The sequence below is a fragment of the Cupriavidus sp. GW822-FHT02D05 genome, assembly GCF_058802485.1.
In genome coordinates this window covers 14,058-31,178 of record NZ_JBXAOE010000028.1, presented here as the reverse complement: position 1 = coordinate 31,178, position 17,121 = coordinate 14,058, and the positions used below count along the sequence as shown (strand labels likewise).

Sequence of the window (17,121 nt, the reverse complement as noted above, 5' to 3'; positions counted from 1 at the left end):
CCTGAGATGCCTCGGGCGCCGGGGCTTACGCGGCGGCGCGCGTGCGCTCCACTTCCGGTGCCGGCGCTGCCGCGCAATCTGCGTACAGGCGGAAATCGAAATCGATGGCGGCAAACGGCTTGTCCAGGCCGTGCTCGGCCAGTGCCCGCGGGGACTCGACGTGCCTGAGCGCTGGCACCAGGCCCTCGCGGCTGGCAAAGGCAAAGTCGTCCCACAGGTATTCGTCGCCGTCGATGTTGATCTGGGTGGTCAGCTTGCGATGGCCGGGCGCGGACACGAAGAAGTGGATGTGCGCGGGGCGCCGGCCATGGCGGCCCAGCAGGTCCAGCAGGCGCTGCGTGGTGCCTTGCGGCGGGCAGCCATAGCCCATCGGCACGATGCTGCGGAACTGGTAGCGGCCCTCGCTATCGGTCGTGATGGTGCGGCGCAGGTTGAAGTCGGACTGCGTCTTGTCGAAGAACGAGTAGTTGCCGAGCAAGTTGGCATGCCAGACCTCCACCGCGGCGCCGGGCAGCGGCTTGCCGTTGGTGTCGAACACAGTGCCCTGCATGAACAGGACTTCGCCCTGGCCGTCTTCGCTGCCGTCGTCCAGCCGCGCGAAGCCTTCGCTCGCGGGCGCGCCGGCCACGTACAGCGGGCCTTCGATGGTGCGCGGCGTGCCGCCGGCGAGACCGGCCTTTGCCTCGGCTTCATCCGCGCGGATGTCCAGGAAGCGCTCCAGGCCCAGGCCGGCGGCCAGCAGGCCAAGTTCCGGCCCGGCCTCGGCGAAGTACTCGATGCCCTTCCAGACTTCGCTGGCGCTCAGGTCCAGGTCTTCGATCGCCTTGAAGAGGTCGGTGGTCAGGCGGACCACTACGCTTTGCACGCGCGCATCGGCCTTGCCGTTGGCGGTGTCGAGGATGAACGCTTTCACCAGCGCTTCGATTTCCGGATGCGTCATTTGTCTGCTCCTTGTCTCGGGTTTTCTATGTGGGGGTCCGTCTTTGCAGTGGCATTCCGCCAGGGCCGCGTGATTCGAACTAAAATGCCATAAAGGTATAAAAAGTCGTTGTCACAGCCTGATGCGAAGGATAGGAGTGCAGAAATTGGCGGTCCAACACTGTTTTAGTATTGGCTGAATACTCAAAAGGTATAGTCGTGGACTTGCGTCACTTACGTTACTTTGTCGCCGTCGCGGAGGAGCTCAACTTCACCCGGGCGGCCGAACGGCTGCATATCGCCCAGCCGCCGCTGAGCCGGCAGATCCAGCAACTGGAAGAGGGCCTGGGGGTGCAGCTCTTCGAGCGCAACGCGCGCCCGCTCAAGCTGACCGAGGCCGGGCGCTTTTTCTACGCGCACGCCCAGCAGTTGCTGGCGCAAGCCGCGGAACTGGAGTCGATGACACGGCGGGTGGGGCAGATCGAGCGGAAGATGTCGCTCGGCTTTGTCGGCTCGACCCTGTACGGCATGCTGCCCAAGATCATCCGGCGCTTTCGCGCCGAGCACCCGCAGATCGAGCTGAGCCTGGTTGAGATGACCACCATGGACCAGATCGCGGCGCTCAAGCAGGGCACCATCGACGTGGGGTTTGGCCGCATCCGGCACGAGGACCCGAACGTGCGCCGGGTCGTGCTGCGCGAGGAGCGGATGATCGTGGCGCTGCCGGTCGGGCACCCGCTCTCGCTGGCCAAGCCCGTGCTGGCCCTGCACGACCTGCTGGGCGAGAACCTGATCATCTTTCCCAAGGCGCCCCGCCCAAGTTACGCCGACCAGGTGCTGGCAGCGTTTCACGACCGGGCCTTGCAGCCCGGGCGTATCCATGAAGCGCGCGAGCTGCAGATCGCGTTGGGGCTGGTGGCGGCCGGGGAGGGTATCTCGATCGTCCCGAGCAGCGTGCACGGCCTCAAGCGGGACGACATCAGCTACCGGGAGCTGGACGATCCCAACCTGGTCTCGCCCATCATCATGAGCATGCGCAGGCTCGACGAGACCGAGGAGATCAGCGCCATGCTGGACATGATCTACCGGCTGTATGAGGAGGAGAAGCTGGTTTTCCTGCCGCCGAGCCAGGAATGATGGCGGGTGGCCTGATGGTGCCGGGGGAACTCTTGCATGCGGCCTGGCCTTGATTTTATTGGGTTTTCTGTTTCTAACTCTTATATAAGATATAAGACGTTTGACCCAAGGGTGCACTTTATTTTACAATCGCGGCACAACCGGTTTTTGCAACCCTATCACCCGCAGGTTCCCATGCTTGAAAACTATCGCGCCCATGTAGCCGAACGCGCCGCGCTCGGCATCCCCCCTCTGCCGCTGACCGCCAAGCAGACTGCGGAGTTGATCGAATTGCTGAAGTCCCCGCCGGCTGGCGAGGAACAAGTCCTGGTCGACCTGATCACGCATCGCGTGCCGGCGGGCGTGGACGACGCCGCCAAGGTCAAGGCCTCGTACCTGGCCGCCGTGGCGCTGGGCAAGGAAGCCTGCACGCTGATCTCGCGTGCCAAGGCTGCCGAGCTGCTGGGCACCATGCTGGGCGGCTACAACATCGCCCCGCTGATCGAACTGCTGGACGACGCCGAGATTGGTCCCGTTGCGGCTGAAGCGCTCAAGAAGACGCTGCTGATGTTCGACGCCTTCCACGACGTCAAGGAAAAGGCCGACAAGGGCAACGCCATCGCCAAGTCCGTGCTGCAAAGCTGGGCTGACGCCGAGTGGTTCACCAGCCGCCCGGAAGTGCCGCAAAGCCTGACCGTGACCGTGTTCAAGGTCACCGGCGAAACCAACACCGACGACCTCTCGCCGGCGCCAGACGCCACCACCCGCCCCGACATCCCGCTGCACGCGCTGGCCATGCTGAAGAACGCGCGCCCGGGCATTACCCCGGAAGAAGACGGCAAGCGCGGCCCGGTCAAGTTCATCGAATCGCTGAAGGAAAAGGGCAACCTGGTCGCCTACGTGGGCGATGTGGTCGGTACCGGTTCCTCGCGCAAGTCCGCCACCAACTCGGTGCTGTGGTTCACCGGCGAAGACATCCCCTTCGTGCCGAACAAGCGTTTCGGCGGCGTGTGCCTGGGCAGCAAGATTGCCCCGATCTTCTACAACACCATGGAAGACGCCGGCGCACTGCCGATCGAGCTGGACGTGTCGCAGATGGAAATGGGCGACGTGGTCGAGCTGCGTCCCTATGATGGCAAGGCCCTGAAGAACGGCCAGGTCATCGCCGAGTTCACCGTCAAGTCCGACGTGCTGTTCGACGAAGTGCGCGCCGGCGGCCGTATTCCCCTGATCGTTGGCCGTGGCCTGACCGCCAAGGCCCGCGAGGCGCTCGGCCTGGCCCCGTCCACGCTGTTCCGCCTGCCGCACAACCCGGCCGACACTGGCCGCGGTTTCACGCTGGCCCAGAAGATGGTTGGCCGCGCCTGCGGCCTGCCGGAAGGCAAGGGCATCCGCCCGGGCACCTACTGCGAACCGAAGATGACCTCGGTGGGCTCGCAAGACACCACCGGCCCGATGACCCGCGACGAGCTGAAGGACCTGGCTTGCCTGGGCTTCTCGGCCGACCTGGTGATGCAGTCGTTCTGCCACACCGCCGCTTATCCGAAGCCGGTCGACGTCAAGACCCATCACACGCTGCCGCAGTTCATCAGCACCCGTGGCGGCATCTCGCTGCGCCCGGGCGATGGCGTGATCCACTCGTGGCTGAACCGCATGCTGCTGCCCGACACCGTTGGCACCGGCGGCGACTCGCACACCCGCTTCCCGATCGGCATCAGTTTCCCGGCGGGTTCGGGCCTGGTGGCGTTCGCGGCTGCCACCGGCGTGATGCCGCTGGACATGCCGGAATCCGTGCTGGTGCGCTTCAAGGGCAAGATGCAGCCCGGCGTCACCCTGCGTGACCTGGTCAACGCCATTCCGCTGTACGCCATCAAGTCGGGTCTGCTGACCGTGGCCAAGCAAGGCAAGAAGAACATCTTCTCGGGCCGCGTCCTGGAAATCGAAGGCCTGCCCGACCTGAAGGTCGAGCAAGCGTTCGAGCTGTCCGACGCTTCCGCCGAGCGTTCGGCCGCCGGTTGCTCGGTGCGTCTGAACAAGGAACCGATCATCGAATACATCAACAGCAACATCACGCTGCTGAAGTGGATGATCGCCGAAGGCTACCAAGACCCGCGCAGCCTGTCGCGCCGTATCCAGGCCATGGAAGCCTGGCTGGCCGACCCCAAGCTGCTGGAGCCGGATGCGGACGCCGAGTACGCCGCCGTGATCGAGATCGACCTGGCCGACGTGCATGAGCCCATCGTGGCCTGCCCGAACGACCCGGACGACGTCAAGACCCTGTCGGAAGTGGCTGGCGCCAAGATCGACGAAGTCTTCATCGGTTCGTGCATGACCAACATCGGCCACTTCCGCGCAGCCTCCAAGCTGCTCGAAGGCAAGCGCGACATCCCCGTCAAGCTGTGGGTTGCCCCGCCGACCAAGATGGACGCCAAGCAACTGACCGAAGAAGGCCACTACGGCGTGTTCGGCACGGCCGGCGCCCGCACCGAAATGCCGGGCTGCTCGCTGTGCATGGGTAACCAGGCACAAGTGCGCGAAGGCGCCACGGTGATGTCGACCAGCACCCGTAACTTCCCGAACCGTCTGGGCAAGAACACCAACGTGTACCTGGGTTCGGCCGAGCTGGCCGCGATCTGCTCGCGTCTGGGTCGTATTCCGACCAAGGAAGAGTACATGTCGGACATGGGCGTGCTGGCCACCAACGGTGATCAGATCTACAAGTACCTGAACTTCGACAAGATTGAAGACTTCAAGGGCGTGGCGGATACGGTGACGGTTTAAGCTGTCCTGGTTTTCCAGCCGTACGTTTGAAAGGCCCCTTGCGGGGCTTTTCTTTTATGGTTTGCTGGCGGTATTGGCATCTTGGACTCGCGGGCCGTACGACATTGGTCTTTGGGGTTGGTCGCTGTTTATTTCATCGGCGTTGGTTTTTGGACCCAAGGGCCATACGACATCCCCCTGCGGTGTTGGTCGCTGTTTTTTTGAGCGGCGATGGCTTTTGCACCCAAGGGCCATACGACATCCCCCTGCGGGGGCTGCCGGTCACTCTTCTTTGCGTCGGCAAAGAAGACTAACGAGAAGAAAGCCGACCCTGCCGGGGGCAGAGCAATCGCGGGTGCTAGGGGTGCTGGTTTCGTCGTATGGCCAGCGGTTCTGCGGGCTTCTGCCGGTACCGGATTGACTGGCCACGAACCTGCCGGCTTCTGGGATTCGTGGTGAGGCCCCCGGTAGCGGACACCACTTGCTTCAAGCCGTCTGTCGCTCGCGGCGTGGCCGGCCACGAAGTTGCAGGCGCACCGGTTCCGTCGTGGGCGCGGTGGCACCGGCTTGATATACCCAAGGCCCTGACCACCGCGCCCGCCCCACCACGAAACCATTGGCAGGCGATGTGTCGTGATGGTCCGCGCCGGTATCGGCAGATGGTCGAACGCGCACCGAGCAAAGCGATCAGGGGCACCACCACGTGACCATTGGATCATGCATTTGCGATGCCCTCCAAGCCGGTATGGCAAAGGCCAGCCAACACTCCGGGCCGTACGACGAAACCACCGCCCCGCATAAGCCCGATTGCTCTGCTCCCGGCAGGGTCGGCTTTCTTCTCGTTAGTCTTCTTTGCCGACGCAAAGAAGAGTGACCGGCAGCCCCCGCAGGGGGATGTCGTATGGCTGTTGGGTGCAAAAGCCATCGCCGCTCAAAGAAACAGCGACCAACCCCGCAGGGGGATGTCGTATGGCTGTTGGGTGCAAAAGCCAACGCCGCAAAAAGAAACAGTGACCAACCCCAAAGACCAATGTCGTACGGCCCGCAGGTCCAAAAACCAACGCCGCAAAAAGAAACAGCAACAATCACTCACTGAGTTTCCCCCATCACATCATGGCCCGCCTAAATCTCGAATTCCCCGAAGACCAATTCTGCTACTCCACCCACCTGACGGTGCGCGTGACCGATATCAACTCCGCCAACCACCTCGGCAACGACTCGATGATCTCGATGATTTCCGAGGCGCGGGCGCGCTTTCTGTTCGACCTGCGCACGGCAGACGAGCCGGATGCACAGACCGACCAGGTGGGCATCATCGTGACCGACCTGGCCACCACGTACCGCACCGAGGCCCATGCCCGCGACCAGTTGCTGTTCGAGGTGGGGGTGATGGACTTCAACCGCTATGGCGGCGATATCACCTTCCGCATCACGCGCCCGGCAGACCAGGCGCTGGTGGCCATGGCCAAGTCCGGCTTTGTCTTTTTCAGCTACGAGCGCAAGCAGGTCGTGCCGATGCCGGAGGTGTTCGCGCGCAAGTTCCCCAAGGTCAACTGGGTGGACCGTGGGGCGGCCAAGGCAGGCTAAGGCAGGCCCGGGATGAAAAGCTACAGCCCGTAGTAAGGCCGGTTCGACTGGATGCGCGTGCTTTCGGTGGGCGGGAAACGCTCCTCGGTCAGCAGCTTTTGCAAGGCGGCCTTGCCTTGCGCCAGCGCGCCGATGTAGTACGCGCTGACCGTGAGTTCGTCGAGCGCGCGCCAGGCATAGACCGACGCATCGACAAACAGGGTATCGGCCGGGCAGGGCATGGCCGCGGCCTGCTGGGCGTAGAGGTGCGCCTGCGCGAACTCGCCGCGCAGCCGGTGGTAGCGGGCCAGTTCGCACAGCGGCTCGGCACGCGCGGGGCGCGCCTGGTAGGCAGCGAGGTAGGCATCGCGTACGGCACCGGGGGCGTAGGCTGGGTTTGCCGCATGCGCGGCGTCGGCGCCAAGGCGCTCGGTCAGCACCGCGATCTGGAACAGCGCGAACCAGCGCTCCTCCTCCCAGCCGCCCATGGCCACGCGCACCTGGTATTGCTTCAGGCTGGCTTCCAGCTTGCCGGCGTCGCGGTAGCTCTGCGCCAGGTAGAAGCAGTAGCGCGCGTTGGCCGGATCCTTGCACAGGGCGCGCTCCAGCACTTCGATGTCACGCAGGTAGGTCTGCGGATCCCGGGCGCGGGCGCCATCGCGCGAGACCACGATGGCGGGGCCGGGCAGGTGCTGCCAGGCGTGCGCCGGATCCTGCGTCAGGTATTCGTGCAGCACGCCTTCCCAGCGCCAGGGCTGGCCCGCCTTGACCAGGGCGTTGCGCTGGTATTGCCAGCCGCCCAGCTCGCACTGGAAGCGGTAGCCGTCGTCGGCCAGCCGGGGCCAGCGGAATCCTTCGGGCATGCGCAGGGTTTCATCGGCATCGATGAACAGCACGTAGTCTTCGGCACCGGCCGCGCCCTCCATGCCGGCGCGCGCCAGCGCCAGGGCCTCGTTGCGGTTGTGCGCGAAATCGATCCAGGGCCGTTCATGGAGCGCGCCGGGCAGGTCCCCCATGATCTTGCGCACCAGCGCCTGGGTGCCGTCGGTGGACCCGGTGTCGACGATCGCCCAGCGGTCGATCCATGGCTTGACGGACGCGAGGCAGCGGGCGATCACCGGGGCCTCGTTCTTCACGATCATGTTCAGGCAGATGCGCGTCAATTCGGGTTTCCTGTGATCCTGGGGGGGGGGGCCACGGGCGGGATGGTCGGCCCGGCGCCGCGGCGAGCCCAAGAATAGCGGAAAACATGGCAGCGCAACACCGCGCGGCAGGGCGCATGGCGGAGCACGGCGAGGATGCCGAAACGCCGGGACATGGGGTAAGGTGTAAGCACTGTCATCCAGGCCAACCTCCCAGTCAACATCCGGGCCACGCCATCGCCATGGGTTTCTTCGATTCGTTTTTCCTGCGCAAGCCGCCGCCGGATCGTTTCGCGGCGTTGTTCATTGCCGCTGCCCGGCGCCAGGGCTTTGAGGGGCGCCTCGATGTCAACGCGGACGAGTTCCGGCTGGAGCACGGGCGCAACGCTTTCTTCAACCTCCATAACGCCTACCGGGCGTACTGCGAGGCGCCTGGCGCGCAGCGCGACAAGGTGCTGCATGGCTTCGTGGCCACCTTGTGTTCCAGCGGGCAAGCCACGCCGGCCTTGCTGTCCGAGGCCCGGCCCATGCTGCGCCCGCTGATCCGAAGCCGCTCGCTGATCGACGAGATCCGGCTGCACCACTTGCGCACGGAAGGCGATCCTTCGACCTTTGATGTCGCCTACCTGCCCTTCGGCGAGGATTGCGTGATCCTGCTGGCGGTGGACTATCCGGAAACCACGTCGACGCTGCTCAATGGCCCCTCCGCCTCCTGGCAGGTGACACTTGGCCAGGCGCTGCAGATCGCGGGCGATAACCTGCGCGACCACACCGGCGAAGCCTTCGTCCCGGTCGCGCAAGGCGTCTACCAGGGCGCCTGGAGCGACGGCTACGAGGCCAGCCGCGCGCTGCTGCCGGATGTGCTGGAGCGGGTACCGGTACGCGGTCGTCCGGTGTTCATGATGCCAACCCGCGAGGTGCTGCTGGTGACGGGCGACCAGGATGATGCCGGGCAGCTGCGCATGGTCGAGCTCAGCCTGCAGGCATCCCGCCAGGGCCGCGCGATCTCGCCGGCCATGTTCCGCTACCAGCCCGGGGGCGTGGCGCACGCTGTGCCCACGGGGACCGAGGTGTTGCATTTCGTCCCGTCCGGCGAGGAGGCTGCACGGCACCTTGCCCATCTGGCGCGGCTGTACCGCAAGGAAGAATACGACACGCAAAAGGCCGCCCTGGACCGCCTGAACGAGCGCGATGGCGCCGATGTCTTCCTGGCCAATTACCTGCTCTATGGGCGGCAGGACGATCCGCTTACCTCGTTTTCGATCACCACCTGGACGTGCGGCGTGGAGACTTCGCTGCCGCGCGCGGATCGCATTGCCCTGGTACGGCCCGATGCGGCCGATGGCATGGGGCAGACGCGCGTGGTGGGCTGGCAGCAGGCGCTGGCCATGCTGGGTGACCTGATGGAGCCGGAGGCGCAGTATCCTGCCAGGTATCGCGTCAAGGCGTTTCCCGACGATAGCCGGCTGGCGTTGCTCGATGAGATCGGCTGAGGCTCGCCTGCCAATGCGCCCGGCACGCCGTTAGCGCGTCTTGCGGAAAGTCAGGTTGATCCGCTCGCGGCCCACCAGCGCGTGATCGCCGTCGGCCAGCGGCGCAATGCCGTGGAACGCCAGCCTGGCCGGGCCACCCCATACCACCACATCGCCATGCGCCAGCCGCACACGCAGCGGGCGCTCGGCGCGGGCAAGGCCGCCGAACAGGAACACGGCCGGCAGGCCAAGCGACACCGAGACGATGGGTGCGCGCAGGTCGAGCTCATCGCGGTCCTGGTGCAGGGAGAGCCGGGTGCCCGGCGCATAGCGGTTGAGCAGGCACGCGTCCGGCCGGAAATCGGCAAAGCCGGCCGTGGCGGCCGCATCGCGCGCCAGCGCCAGGAAGGCATCCGGCATGCCGGGCCAGGGCTGGCCGCTGAGGGGATCGGCCGCTTCGTAGCGGTAGCCGGTGACATCCGAAACCCAGCCAAACTGGCTGCAGTTGGTCATGGCCACCGACATGCGCAGGCCGCCCGGCGTGATGAGGTGCCGCCACGGCGCTTGCGTGGCAATGGCGCGCACGTTATCCAGCAGGGTTAATTCATGCTCCCGTGCGAAGCCGCGCAGCACCACTGCGCCGGGCACGATGGGCTCGGCGCGGGGGGCGTCCTGGGGGAGGGAATCGAACAGGTCGAAGGTCATGGCGTCCTGGCGGGCGGGGCGCGCCAGCCTTGGTGGCTGCGGCCCTGCTCTAAAACGACATGGTAAGCGCGAATGCGCTGGGCTGCGTGGCATGCCCGGGCGTGTGCGCCCGAGCCTCCATCCCGCCCGGGCGGTCAGGCGAAGGTGTCGACTTCGCCGCGTGCGAGGGTGCGCGCCACCGGGGCCACGGGGCCGGCATTGACCGGGGCTGCCGGGATACCGGCCAACGTGCCAAAGCCGTTCTGCGCGTTGCCCGGCTGGCGTTGCTGCTGTTGGCCGTTGCCGGCCTGGCCGGCAAAGCCGTCGGCGCCCACCGAAGTCTGGCCCAGCTGGATCCCGTTGTCGGCCAGCGCGGTGCGCAGTTGCGGCAGCGCGGCTTCGACCGCGGCGCGCACGGCGGCATGCGGCGAGACGAACTGGGCCTGGGCCTGGTCGTTGACGACGTTGAGCACGACCTTGAGCGGGCCGAGGTCGGGCGGATTGAGCTGCAGCTCGGCGGTGTGGTTGCCTTGGGTCGACAGGCGCACCATCTGCTGGCCCAGCGCTTGCGGCCACTGGCCGTCACCCACGGGCGGCGCGATCGGCAGCGAGGTGGTCGGCGACAGGCCGCCGGAAGTCGGCGCCTGGCTCGCGGCCAGGCTGCCGGCCGCCATCAGCGGCGTGACGGCGGCGGGCGTGGCTTCGGTGCTGGCCGGCTCGGCGGCGCGCATGGCTGCCGCCAGTTGCATCGGGTTGGCCGGCGCGGCGGCGGTGGCTGCCGCAGGCGCGTTGTTCTTGCCGGCATCGCCAAGCTGCAGCGGGGCCTTGTACGGCTGGCCGAGCGAGGCGTCCTGCTGCCCGGAGGAGGCCTGGCCATTGCCGCCTTGCTGGCCGGCCATGGCGGCCTTGAGGCTCGCGGCCAGGTCAGGGGCGGTCTTGGTGGCGTCGGTGCCGGGTGTTGCGGCGGGCTTGTCCGCGGTTGCCGCCTGGGTGCTGGCCGCGGTTTGCGGCACGGCCTGCAGCGCGGCGCGCTGGGACGCGATGGTGGCCAGCGTATCGGCGGCGGCCGAGGTCGCCGGTGCGGCCGCATTGGGCGTAGCGGCCGCGGCGCTGGCGAGCGCCGGGTCCTTCATGTCCTTCAAGCCGGCTTGTGCGCCCAGGGCAGCAGTGCCGGGCAGTCCAGCCGAGCCCGGCAGCGCGCCGTTGGCTGCCAGCGCGGCAGGCTGTGCTGGCTGGGCCGGTTGCGGTGCGAGCAGGGCGGCCAGCGCGGCGGCGGCGGACTGTGCGGCGGGATCCGCGGCCTGGTTCTCGGACGTCTCGTCGTCCTTGTCCTGGCGGCGTGACGGCTTGGTGGCTACCGTGCTGGACTGCGTGCCTTGATTGGCGGCGTTGGCGTTCTGGCCGCCGGCGTCGTTGCGTGTGGACGCGTTGTTGGTGTTGTTGCTGCTGGCGTTGCTTGCGCTGCCATTGCCGGCGTTGCTGCTATTGGTGCTATTGGTGCTATTGGTGCTGGTGCGGTCGTCGTTGCGGGCGCGCGCCAGCGCATCGCCGAACCCTTGCTGCTGCGCGTCGGCACTGCTGGTGTTGCTGGTACTGCGCGAAGAGGCGGCTGTGGCGGCCGCGGCGGCATTGCTGACAATCTGGCTGATGTCGATCATGTGTTCGGGCTCGGTTTGTCTGGGCGGCTTAGCGGTGGCGGCCTGCAACTTGCAGGCGGGCGGCGCGGGCTGCGTATTCGTCGGTGTCGCGTTGCTCGCGGCGCGTGCTGGCAATCTGCTCGCGCGTATCCGCGCGGGTAATGAGCGTGTCGAAGGAACTCTGGCGGCGCTTTTGCTGCTGCCAGTTGGCGCGGCCAGCGAGCAACTGGGCTTCGGCCCGGGCCAGCGCTTCGGTCTGCTGGCGGATGGCGGTATCGAGCGAGGCCAGGAACTGTGCAAAGTCCTGCCAGCGGGTGGAAGTCATGCCGTCCTGCGCGATGGCTTGCATGCGCTCGCGGTATTCCTGACGGTACTGCGTGAGCGCGGCCAGTTGCTGCTCCGCCTGGTTGCGCAGGCCTTGCAGCCGGCCCAGCTCGCGCGCGGCTGCATCCGTATCGTTCTGGGCCAGGTCGGCCAAGGTATTCAATGCAGATGGCTTAGCCATGTTCACTCCGTTGGAAGAGACTATGCAACTGGCCGATCGAGGCGTCGTAGCCGGCGCGCTCATGGATGTCTTGCTGCAGGAAGGCCTCCATCTGTGGATGCAGGTGGATGGCCAGATCCAGCTCCGGATCGTTACCCGGCACGTACGCGCCCACGCTGATCAGGTCACGGTTGCGCTGGTAGCGCGACATCAATTGCTTGAAGCGCCGCACTGAGGCGAACTGCGGCGGCTCGATCAGCGCCGTCATGGCCCGGCTGATCGAAGCTTCCACGTCGATGGCGGGGTAGTGGCCGGATTCCGCCAGGCTGCGCGAGAGCACGATGTGGCCGTCCAGGATGGCGCGCGCGGAATCTGCGATCGGGTCCTGCTGGTCGTCGCCTTCGGTCAGCACGGTGTAGAAGGCCGTGATCGAGCCGCCGCCTTCGGCGCCGTTGCCGGTACGCTCCACCAGTGTGGGGAGCTTGGCGAACACCGAGGGCGGATAGCCCTTGGTGGCGGGCGGCTCGCCGATGGCCAGGGCGATCTCGCGCTGGGCCATGGCGTAACGCGTGAGCGAGTCCATGATCAGCAGCACGTGGCGGCCCTGGTCGCGGAAGTACTCGGCCAGGCGCGTGGCATAGGAGGCGCCCTGCATGCGCAGCAGCGGCGAGGTGTCGGCAGGTGCCGCCACCACCACGGAGCGCGCGCGCCCTTCGGGGCCCAGGATGTTCTCGATGAAGTCCTTCACTTCGCGGCCGCGCTCGCCGATCAGGCCGACCACGATCACTTCCGCGCTGGTGTAGCGCGCCATCATGCCCAGCAACACGCTCTTGCCCACGCCGGAGCCGGCGAACAGTCCCATGCGCTGGCCGCGGCCCACGGTGAGCATGCCGTTGATGGCACGCACGCCCACGTCGAGCACGGTCTCGATAGGCGCGCGCGACAGCGGGTTGATCTGCGTGCCGCCGAGCGTGACTTCCGTGGCAGCGGTGATGGGGCCCAGGCCGTCCAGCGGACGCCCGGCAGCATCGAGCACGCGCCCGAGCAGGCCTTCACCCACCGGCAGGCGCTTGGAGCCCGGCTCACGCGGGGTGGTGTCGCCGCTGGGCAGCGGCGTGGGCTCGAGCGGATAGACGCGCGCGCCGGGCACCAGGCCTACCACGTCGGATTGCGGCATCAGGTAGAGCCGGTCGGCGCCGAAGCCAACGACTTCTGCCTCGGCCAGGCGCGGGCCGGTGTTCTTGCCGTGCAACTGGCCACCCGGCAGCTCGATCAGGCAATCGCTGCCGACCGGCAGGCGCAGGCCCACGGCTTCCAGCACCAGGCCGGCGGCGCGGGTCAGGCGGCCGCAGCTGCGCTTGCTGTCGATCTCGGCAATGCCGGCCGAGGCCGCGGTGAGCGCATCGCGCCAGCGCTGGCCATGCAGGCCGGCGGTGAAATCCGTATTCACCGAAGTATTGGCCGAAGTATTGGCCGAAGTGTTGGCCGAGGTATCAGGCATGCGGCGGCTCCCACGGGTCGTCACGGCCGAGCGCCTTGACTACGCGGCTCCAGCGCGTGGACAGCGTGGCATCGAGCTCGCCGCTGGCGGCACTCGCCACGCAGCCGCCGCGCGCGATGGCCGGGTCGGCGCGCACGCTCCAGCCGGCGGCCTGAAGCTCGCCCGTCAGGTGGGTTTCCACCAGCGTGACATCTTCGGGATTGAGCAGCAGGCAGGGCGAGCCGGACAGCGCCGGCTCGGCCGCGAGCAGTTCGCGCACCGCTGGAAGCAGCACGGCGGGATCGGCCTGCACGGCCTGCTGCACGAGCTGGCGCGCCACATCCAGCGCCAGTGAAATCAGGGTCTGGGCCACTTCTTCGTCAACGCGGCCAAGCGCGTGGCTGAAGGTGGCGGCCAGTTGCTGCAGGTGGGCGGCTTCGGTGCGTGCGCCTTCCAGGCCGCGCGCATAGCCTTCGCGGTGGCCGTCGCCGTAGCCCTGGGTCTGGCCCTGGGTATAGCCCTGGGCGTAGCCTTCCTTGCGCGCGCCTTCACGCATGGCGTCGAGCGCGGCAAAGTCGATGGGGGGCGGTGCGGGCTCCAGCGGCATGAATTCTGCCGGAGCGGGCGCGGCCTTGCGCGGATCCAGCGAGACCATCTGCCAGCGCTGCCAGCCGTTTTTCTGCGGGGCGCGGCCCGCCGGCGCGGCAAAGCTCTCGAAGCCAGCCTGGCGTGGCGCGCCGCGGTTGCCCGCTGCGCGGCCATCGCCGGCATCGCTGGCATGATCGCCGCGAAGCTCGCTGCGACCATCGACAAAATCGCTGTCCGAGGCAAGGCCCCGGAACTGGCGCAGGGCACGTTCAGACGTAGGCATCGTCGCCACCACCGATTACAACTTCGCCGGCTTCGGCCAGGCGTCGTACCACCTGGAGGATGTTCTTCTGCTCGGCCTCGACTTGCGAGACCCGCACCGGGCCCAGCGCTTCGAGGTCTTCGCGCAGCATTTCGCCAGCGCGGGTCGACATGTTGCGGATGAACTTGTCGCGCAACTCCACCGGCGCGCCCTTGAGCGCGACGATGAGCGATTCGGTGGCCACTTCCTTGAGCACGCGCTGGATGCCGCGATCGTCGACTTCCATCAGGTTCTCGAACAGGAACATCTCGTCGATGATCTTCTGCGCGAGGTCGCCGTCGTGCAGGCGCACGCCTTCGATCACCGCTTCTTCGTGGGCCGTGCTCATCAGGTTGATGATCTCGGCCGCCGTACGCACACCGCCCATGCGGCTGCGCTTGAGGCTCTGGCCCGCCAGCAGCTTGGTCAGCACGTCGGTCAGTTCCTGCAGGGCGCCAGGCTGCACGCCGCCGAAGGTGGCGATCCGCAGGATCACGTCCTGGCGCAGGCGCTCGGTGAACATGGCGATGATCTCGGACGACTTCTGCCGGTCCAGGTGGATCAGGATGGTGGCAATGATCTGCGGGTGTTCGTCGCGGATCAGTTCTGCCACCGAAGTGGAATCCATCCAGTTCAGCGAGTCGATGCCGGCGCCCGGGTCGCGGGACTCGAGGATGTCCTCGATCACCGATACCGCGCGCTCCTCGCCCAGCGCCTTGTTCAGCACGCTGCGAATAAAGGCGCTCGAGTCCACATTCAGCGCGAGATACTGCTCGGTCTCCTGGCGGAACTCGGCCAGTACGGCGGACATCTGCTCGCGCGTCACCGAGTTGAGCGTGGCCATGGCCGAGCCCAGGCTCTGCACCTCGCGGGGGCCAAGGTGCTTGAATACTTCAGCTGCGGCGTCTTCACCGAGCGACATCATCAGGATGGCGCTCTTCTGCAATCCTTCATCGGTCATCGCTAGCCATCCAGTTTTTGATCACACTAGCAACCAGGCGCGGGTCGCGCTGCGCGGCGTCACGCACCAGGGCGAGATCGCTTTCATATTTAGCGGCAAGCCGCAGGACTTCCGGATTTGCCGGCTCTTCAGGCGGCAACAAAATGGCTTCGTTGTCGGCCGACTTTTCCTGTGGCGGCGGCAGGGGCGGCGCGGTGTACTTGCGCAGCACCGGACGCGCTACCTTGAACCACACGAACAGCGCCAGCAGCGCCAGCAGCAGGTAGCCGGCGGCGGTCTTGGCCAGGGCGATCATTTCCGGCTGCTTCCACAGCGGCAGTTCCGGCTTGATGTCGTTGTCCACGGTGAACGGGCTGTTGACCACATTGAGCGAGTCGCCCCGGTCGGCCGAGAAGCCCATGGCTTCCTTGGTCAGGTTCTCGATCTGGGCGAGCTGCGCGGCGGGCAGGGCTTCAGACACCATCTTGCCGTTGGCGCCCGCCTTTTGACGGTAGTTGACCACCACGGCCACCGACAGGCGCTTCACGCCGCCTGGTGCCTGCTGCACATGGCGCACGGTACGGTCGAGCTCGTAGTTGGTGGTGGAGTCGTGGCGGTTGCTGCTCGGGCCGGTCTGGGCCGTGGCGGTGGCGCCGCCCTGGGCCTGGCCCGCGGCCTGGCCTTGCTGGCCGGGCTGCTGCCCCGGCTGGTTCGGCTGGCCCGGGCGCGGCGGCTGGGCCGTGGCGATCGGGGCCGTGGCCGGTGCCGGCGGCTGGTTGGACAGCGCGCCAGGCACGCCGCCGACCGGCGCCGCGCCTTGCTGGCTCGACTCGCTCGATTGCTGGCTGCGAATGGCGGCGCGGGTCGGGTCCTGGTTCGGCTTGTAGGATTCGTCCGTGTGCTCGACGATGGAGAAGTCCACGTCGGCGGTCACCTGCGCTTTCACGTTGTCCTGGCCGAGGATCGGGGCCAGGATGGCCTCCACGCGCTGCGCGTAGTTGCGCTCCAGCGCCTGCACGTACTTGATCTGGCCGGCGTCGAGCATACGCTCGTTGGTGCCGCTGCCGGACAGCAGGTTGCCGTGCTGGTCGACGATGGAGATGGCCTTGGGCGTGAGCTCCGGCACGCTGGACGAAACCAGGTGGCCGATCGCGGCGACCTGGCCGTCATCGATGGCGCGGCCCGGGTAGAGTTGCAGCACGATCGAGGCGGTCGGCTTCTGGCGTTCGCGCACGAACAGCGTCGGCTTGGGAATGGCCAGGTGCACGCGCGCCGACTGCACCGCCGCAATCGATTCGATCGAGCGGGCCAGCTCGCCTTCGAGGCCGCGCTGGTAGTTGACCTGTTCGGCAAACTGGCTGATGCCGAATTTCTGCGTGTCCATCAGTTCCATGCCCGTGGTGCCGCTCTTGGGCAAGCCCTGCGAAGCCAGGCGCAGCCGCGTTTCGTGGACTTTTTCGGAGGGTACCATTACCGCACCGCCGCCTTCGGCGAACTTGTACGGCACGTTCATCTGCTGCAGGGAGGCGATGACGGCACCGCCGTCGCGCTCGGACAGATTGCTGTAGAGCACCTTGTAGTCCGGCGCACGCGACCAAAGCACACCCACCGCGATGGCTGCGGCGAGGGCCGCGCCGCCCAGCATCAGGGGCAGGCGCGGATTGGTCTTGAGTCGCTCGAACAGCTCGGACTTGTTCGACAGGGCTGCCACGGCGTTCATGCGCGCGCCCCCGTCACGGCCGGGCCGGCATGGGTCAGGATCGGCTGGGCCGGATGGCGGGCGCCGCTCTGGCTGCCCTGTCCACCCCGGCTGGCCTGGCTAACCCTGGCTTCGGCATGGCTAAGATCACGCTGCTGACAAAACACGCGTACTCCCCGCGATAGTTGATGAGATTCGGGTCCGGACCGGGCGCGCAAAGGTAAGCGGCATCCCAGATTCGGCACGGTATCGATGATCATCCAAGGCGGGTGCAGACAATCCGGCGAATAGGCCTCGTTTTCCACCCGAATTCCCGCAATGGCCCAGGTGACGC

Annotated in this window: 13 protein-coding genes; 4 read left to right on the top strand and 9 right to left on the bottom strand. The window is 66.8% G+C overall.

What is annotated here, in order from left to right; genetic code table 11:
• Positions 1–25: 25 nt before the first annotated feature.
• Positions 26–940, bottom strand: coding sequence for a catechol 1,2-dioxygenase (gene catA / locus AC1RQK_RS30225; RefSeq protein ID WP_492373382.1), 915 nt, complete (start codon positions 938–940; stop codon positions 26–28).
• Between the two features lie 197 nt (positions 941–1,137).
• Here catA and AC1RQK_RS30220 point away from each other — a divergent pair, with 197 nt between their 5' ends.
• The 3 genes from AC1RQK_RS30220 to AC1RQK_RS30210 all read left to right on the top strand — a co-directional run bounded on the left by AC1RQK_RS30220 (position 1,138) and on the right by AC1RQK_RS30210 (position 6,381).
• Complete coding sequence (locus tag AC1RQK_RS30220) at positions 1,138–2,055, top strand: LysR family transcriptional regulator (protein WP_492373381.1); 918 nt, start codon at positions 1,138–1,140, stop codon at positions 2,053–2,055.
• Between the two features lie 174 nt (positions 2,056–2,229).
• Entirely contained in the window at positions 2,230–4,815 is a 2,586-nt protein-coding gene (gene acnB / locus AC1RQK_RS30215) for a bifunctional aconitate hydratase 2/2-methylisocitrate dehydratase (protein ID WP_150990488.1), read from the top strand.
• A gap of 1,092 nt (positions 4,816–5,907) precedes the next feature.
• Complete coding sequence (locus AC1RQK_RS30210) at positions 5,908–6,381, top strand: thioesterase family protein (protein WP_492812961.1); 474 nt, start codon at positions 5,908–5,910, stop codon at positions 6,379–6,381.
• A gap of 20 nt (positions 6,382–6,401) precedes the next feature.
• On the opposite strand, the gene AC1RQK_RS30205 is transcribed toward AC1RQK_RS30210, so the two are convergent.
• Positions 6,402–7,523, bottom strand: a complete 1,122-nt coding sequence (locus tag AC1RQK_RS30205; RefSeq protein ID WP_492387270.1) for a tetratricopeptide repeat-containing glycosyltransferase — start codon at positions 7,521–7,523, stop codon at positions 6,402–6,404.
• A gap of 221 nt (positions 7,524–7,744) precedes the next feature.
• Between AC1RQK_RS30205 and AC1RQK_RS30200 the strand changes: the two genes are divergently transcribed.
• Entirely contained in the window at positions 7,745–8,995 is a 1,251-nt protein-coding gene (locus AC1RQK_RS30200) for a DUF1444 domain-containing protein (protein WP_492812958.1), read from the top strand.
• Positions 8,996–9,025: 30 nt separating this feature from the next.
• On the opposite strand, the gene alkB is transcribed toward AC1RQK_RS30200, so the two are convergent.
• The 7 genes from alkB to fliF form a co-directional block, all read right to left on the bottom strand.
• A complete protein-coding gene (gene alkB / locus AC1RQK_RS30195; RefSeq protein ID WP_492812956.1) occupies positions 9,026–9,679 on the bottom strand; it encodes a DNA oxidative demethylase AlkB in 654 nt (217 codons plus the stop codon).
• A 134-nt stretch (positions 9,680–9,813) separates the two neighbouring features.
• Complete coding sequence (locus tag AC1RQK_RS30190) at positions 9,814–11,316, bottom strand: flagellar hook-length control protein FliK (RefSeq protein ID WP_492812954.1); 1,503 nt, start codon at positions 11,314–11,316, stop codon at positions 9,814–9,816.
• 28 nt (positions 11,317–11,344) lie between these two features.
• A complete protein-coding gene (gene fliJ, locus AC1RQK_RS30185; protein ID WP_174425237.1) occupies positions 11,345–11,800 on the bottom strand; it encodes a flagellar export protein FliJ in 456 nt (151 codons plus the stop codon).
• Positions 11,793–13,280: a flagellar protein export ATPase FliI gene (fliI, locus tag AC1RQK_RS30180; RefSeq protein WP_492812952.1), complete on the bottom strand. Its 1,488-nt coding sequence runs from the start codon at positions 13,278–13,280 to the stop codon at positions 11,793–11,795. Before fliI ends, fliJ begins: the two co-directional genes overlap by 8 nt.
• The gene (gene fliH, locus AC1RQK_RS30175) at positions 13,273–14,130 is read right to left on the bottom strand and encodes a flagellar assembly protein FliH (protein ID WP_253928365.1); all 858 of its coding nucleotides are present in this window, start codon (positions 14,128–14,130) and stop codon (positions 13,273–13,275) included. Before fliH ends, fliI begins: the two co-directional genes overlap by 8 nt.
• Positions 14,117–15,109 (bottom strand): flagellar motor switch protein FliG, encoded by a 993-nt coding sequence (gene fliG, locus AC1RQK_RS30170; RefSeq protein ID WP_492376681.1) that lies wholly within the window; start codon positions 15,107–15,109, stop codon positions 14,117–14,119. Before fliG ends, fliH begins: the two co-directional genes overlap by 14 nt.
• Positions 15,099–16,808, bottom strand: a complete 1,710-nt coding sequence (gene fliF, locus AC1RQK_RS30165; protein ID WP_492376682.1) for a flagellar basal-body MS-ring/collar protein FliF — start codon at positions 16,806–16,808, stop codon at positions 15,099–15,101. The genes fliG and fliF overlap by 11 nt, the downstream gene beginning before the upstream one ends.
• Between the last annotated feature and the right edge of the window lie 313 nt (positions 16,809–17,121).

What these genes read in the sequence shown, in the direction of transcription:
- catA (WP_492373382.1), bottom strand. Translation starts at nt 940, where the DNA reads ATGACGCATCCGGAAATCGAAGCGCTGGTGAAAGCGTTCATCCTCGAC.
- acnB (WP_150990488.1), top strand. Translation starts at nt 2,230, where the DNA reads ATGCTTGAAAACTATCGCGCCCATGTAGCCGAACGCGCCGCGCTCGGC.
- AC1RQK_RS30210 (WP_492812961.1), top strand. Translation starts at nt 5,908, where the DNA reads ATGGCCCGCCTAAATCTCGAATTCCCCGAAGACCAATTCTGCTACTCC.
- AC1RQK_RS30200 (WP_492812958.1), top strand. Translation starts at nt 7,745, where the DNA reads ATGGGTTTCTTCGATTCGTTTTTCCTGCGCAAGCCGCCGCCGGATCGT.
- alkB (WP_492812956.1), bottom strand. Translation starts at nt 9,679, where the DNA reads ATGACCTTCGACCTGTTCGATTCCCTCCCCCAGGACGCCCCCCGCGCC.
- AC1RQK_RS30190 (WP_492812954.1), bottom strand. Translation starts at nt 11,316, where the DNA reads ATGATCGACATCAGCCAGATTGTCAGCAATGCCGCCGCGGCCGCCACA.
- fliJ (WP_174425237.1), bottom strand. Translation starts at nt 11,800, where the DNA reads ATGGCTAAGCCATCTGCATTGAATACCTTGGCCGACCTGGCCCAGAAC.
- fliI (WP_492812952.1), bottom strand. Translation starts at nt 13,280, where the DNA reads ATGCCTGATACCTCGGCCAACACTTCGGCCAATACTTCGGCCAATACT.
- fliH (WP_253928365.1), bottom strand. Translation starts at nt 14,130, where the DNA reads ATGCCTACGTCTGAACGTGCCCTGCGCCAGTTCCGGGGCCTTGCCTCG.
- fliG (WP_492376681.1), bottom strand. Translation starts at nt 15,109, where the DNA reads ATGACCGATGAAGGATTGCAGAAGAGCGCCATCCTGATGATGTCGCTC.
- fliF (WP_492376682.1), bottom strand. Translation starts at nt 16,808, where the DNA reads ATGAACGCCGTGGCAGCCCTGTCGAACAAGTCCGAGCTGTTCGAGCGA.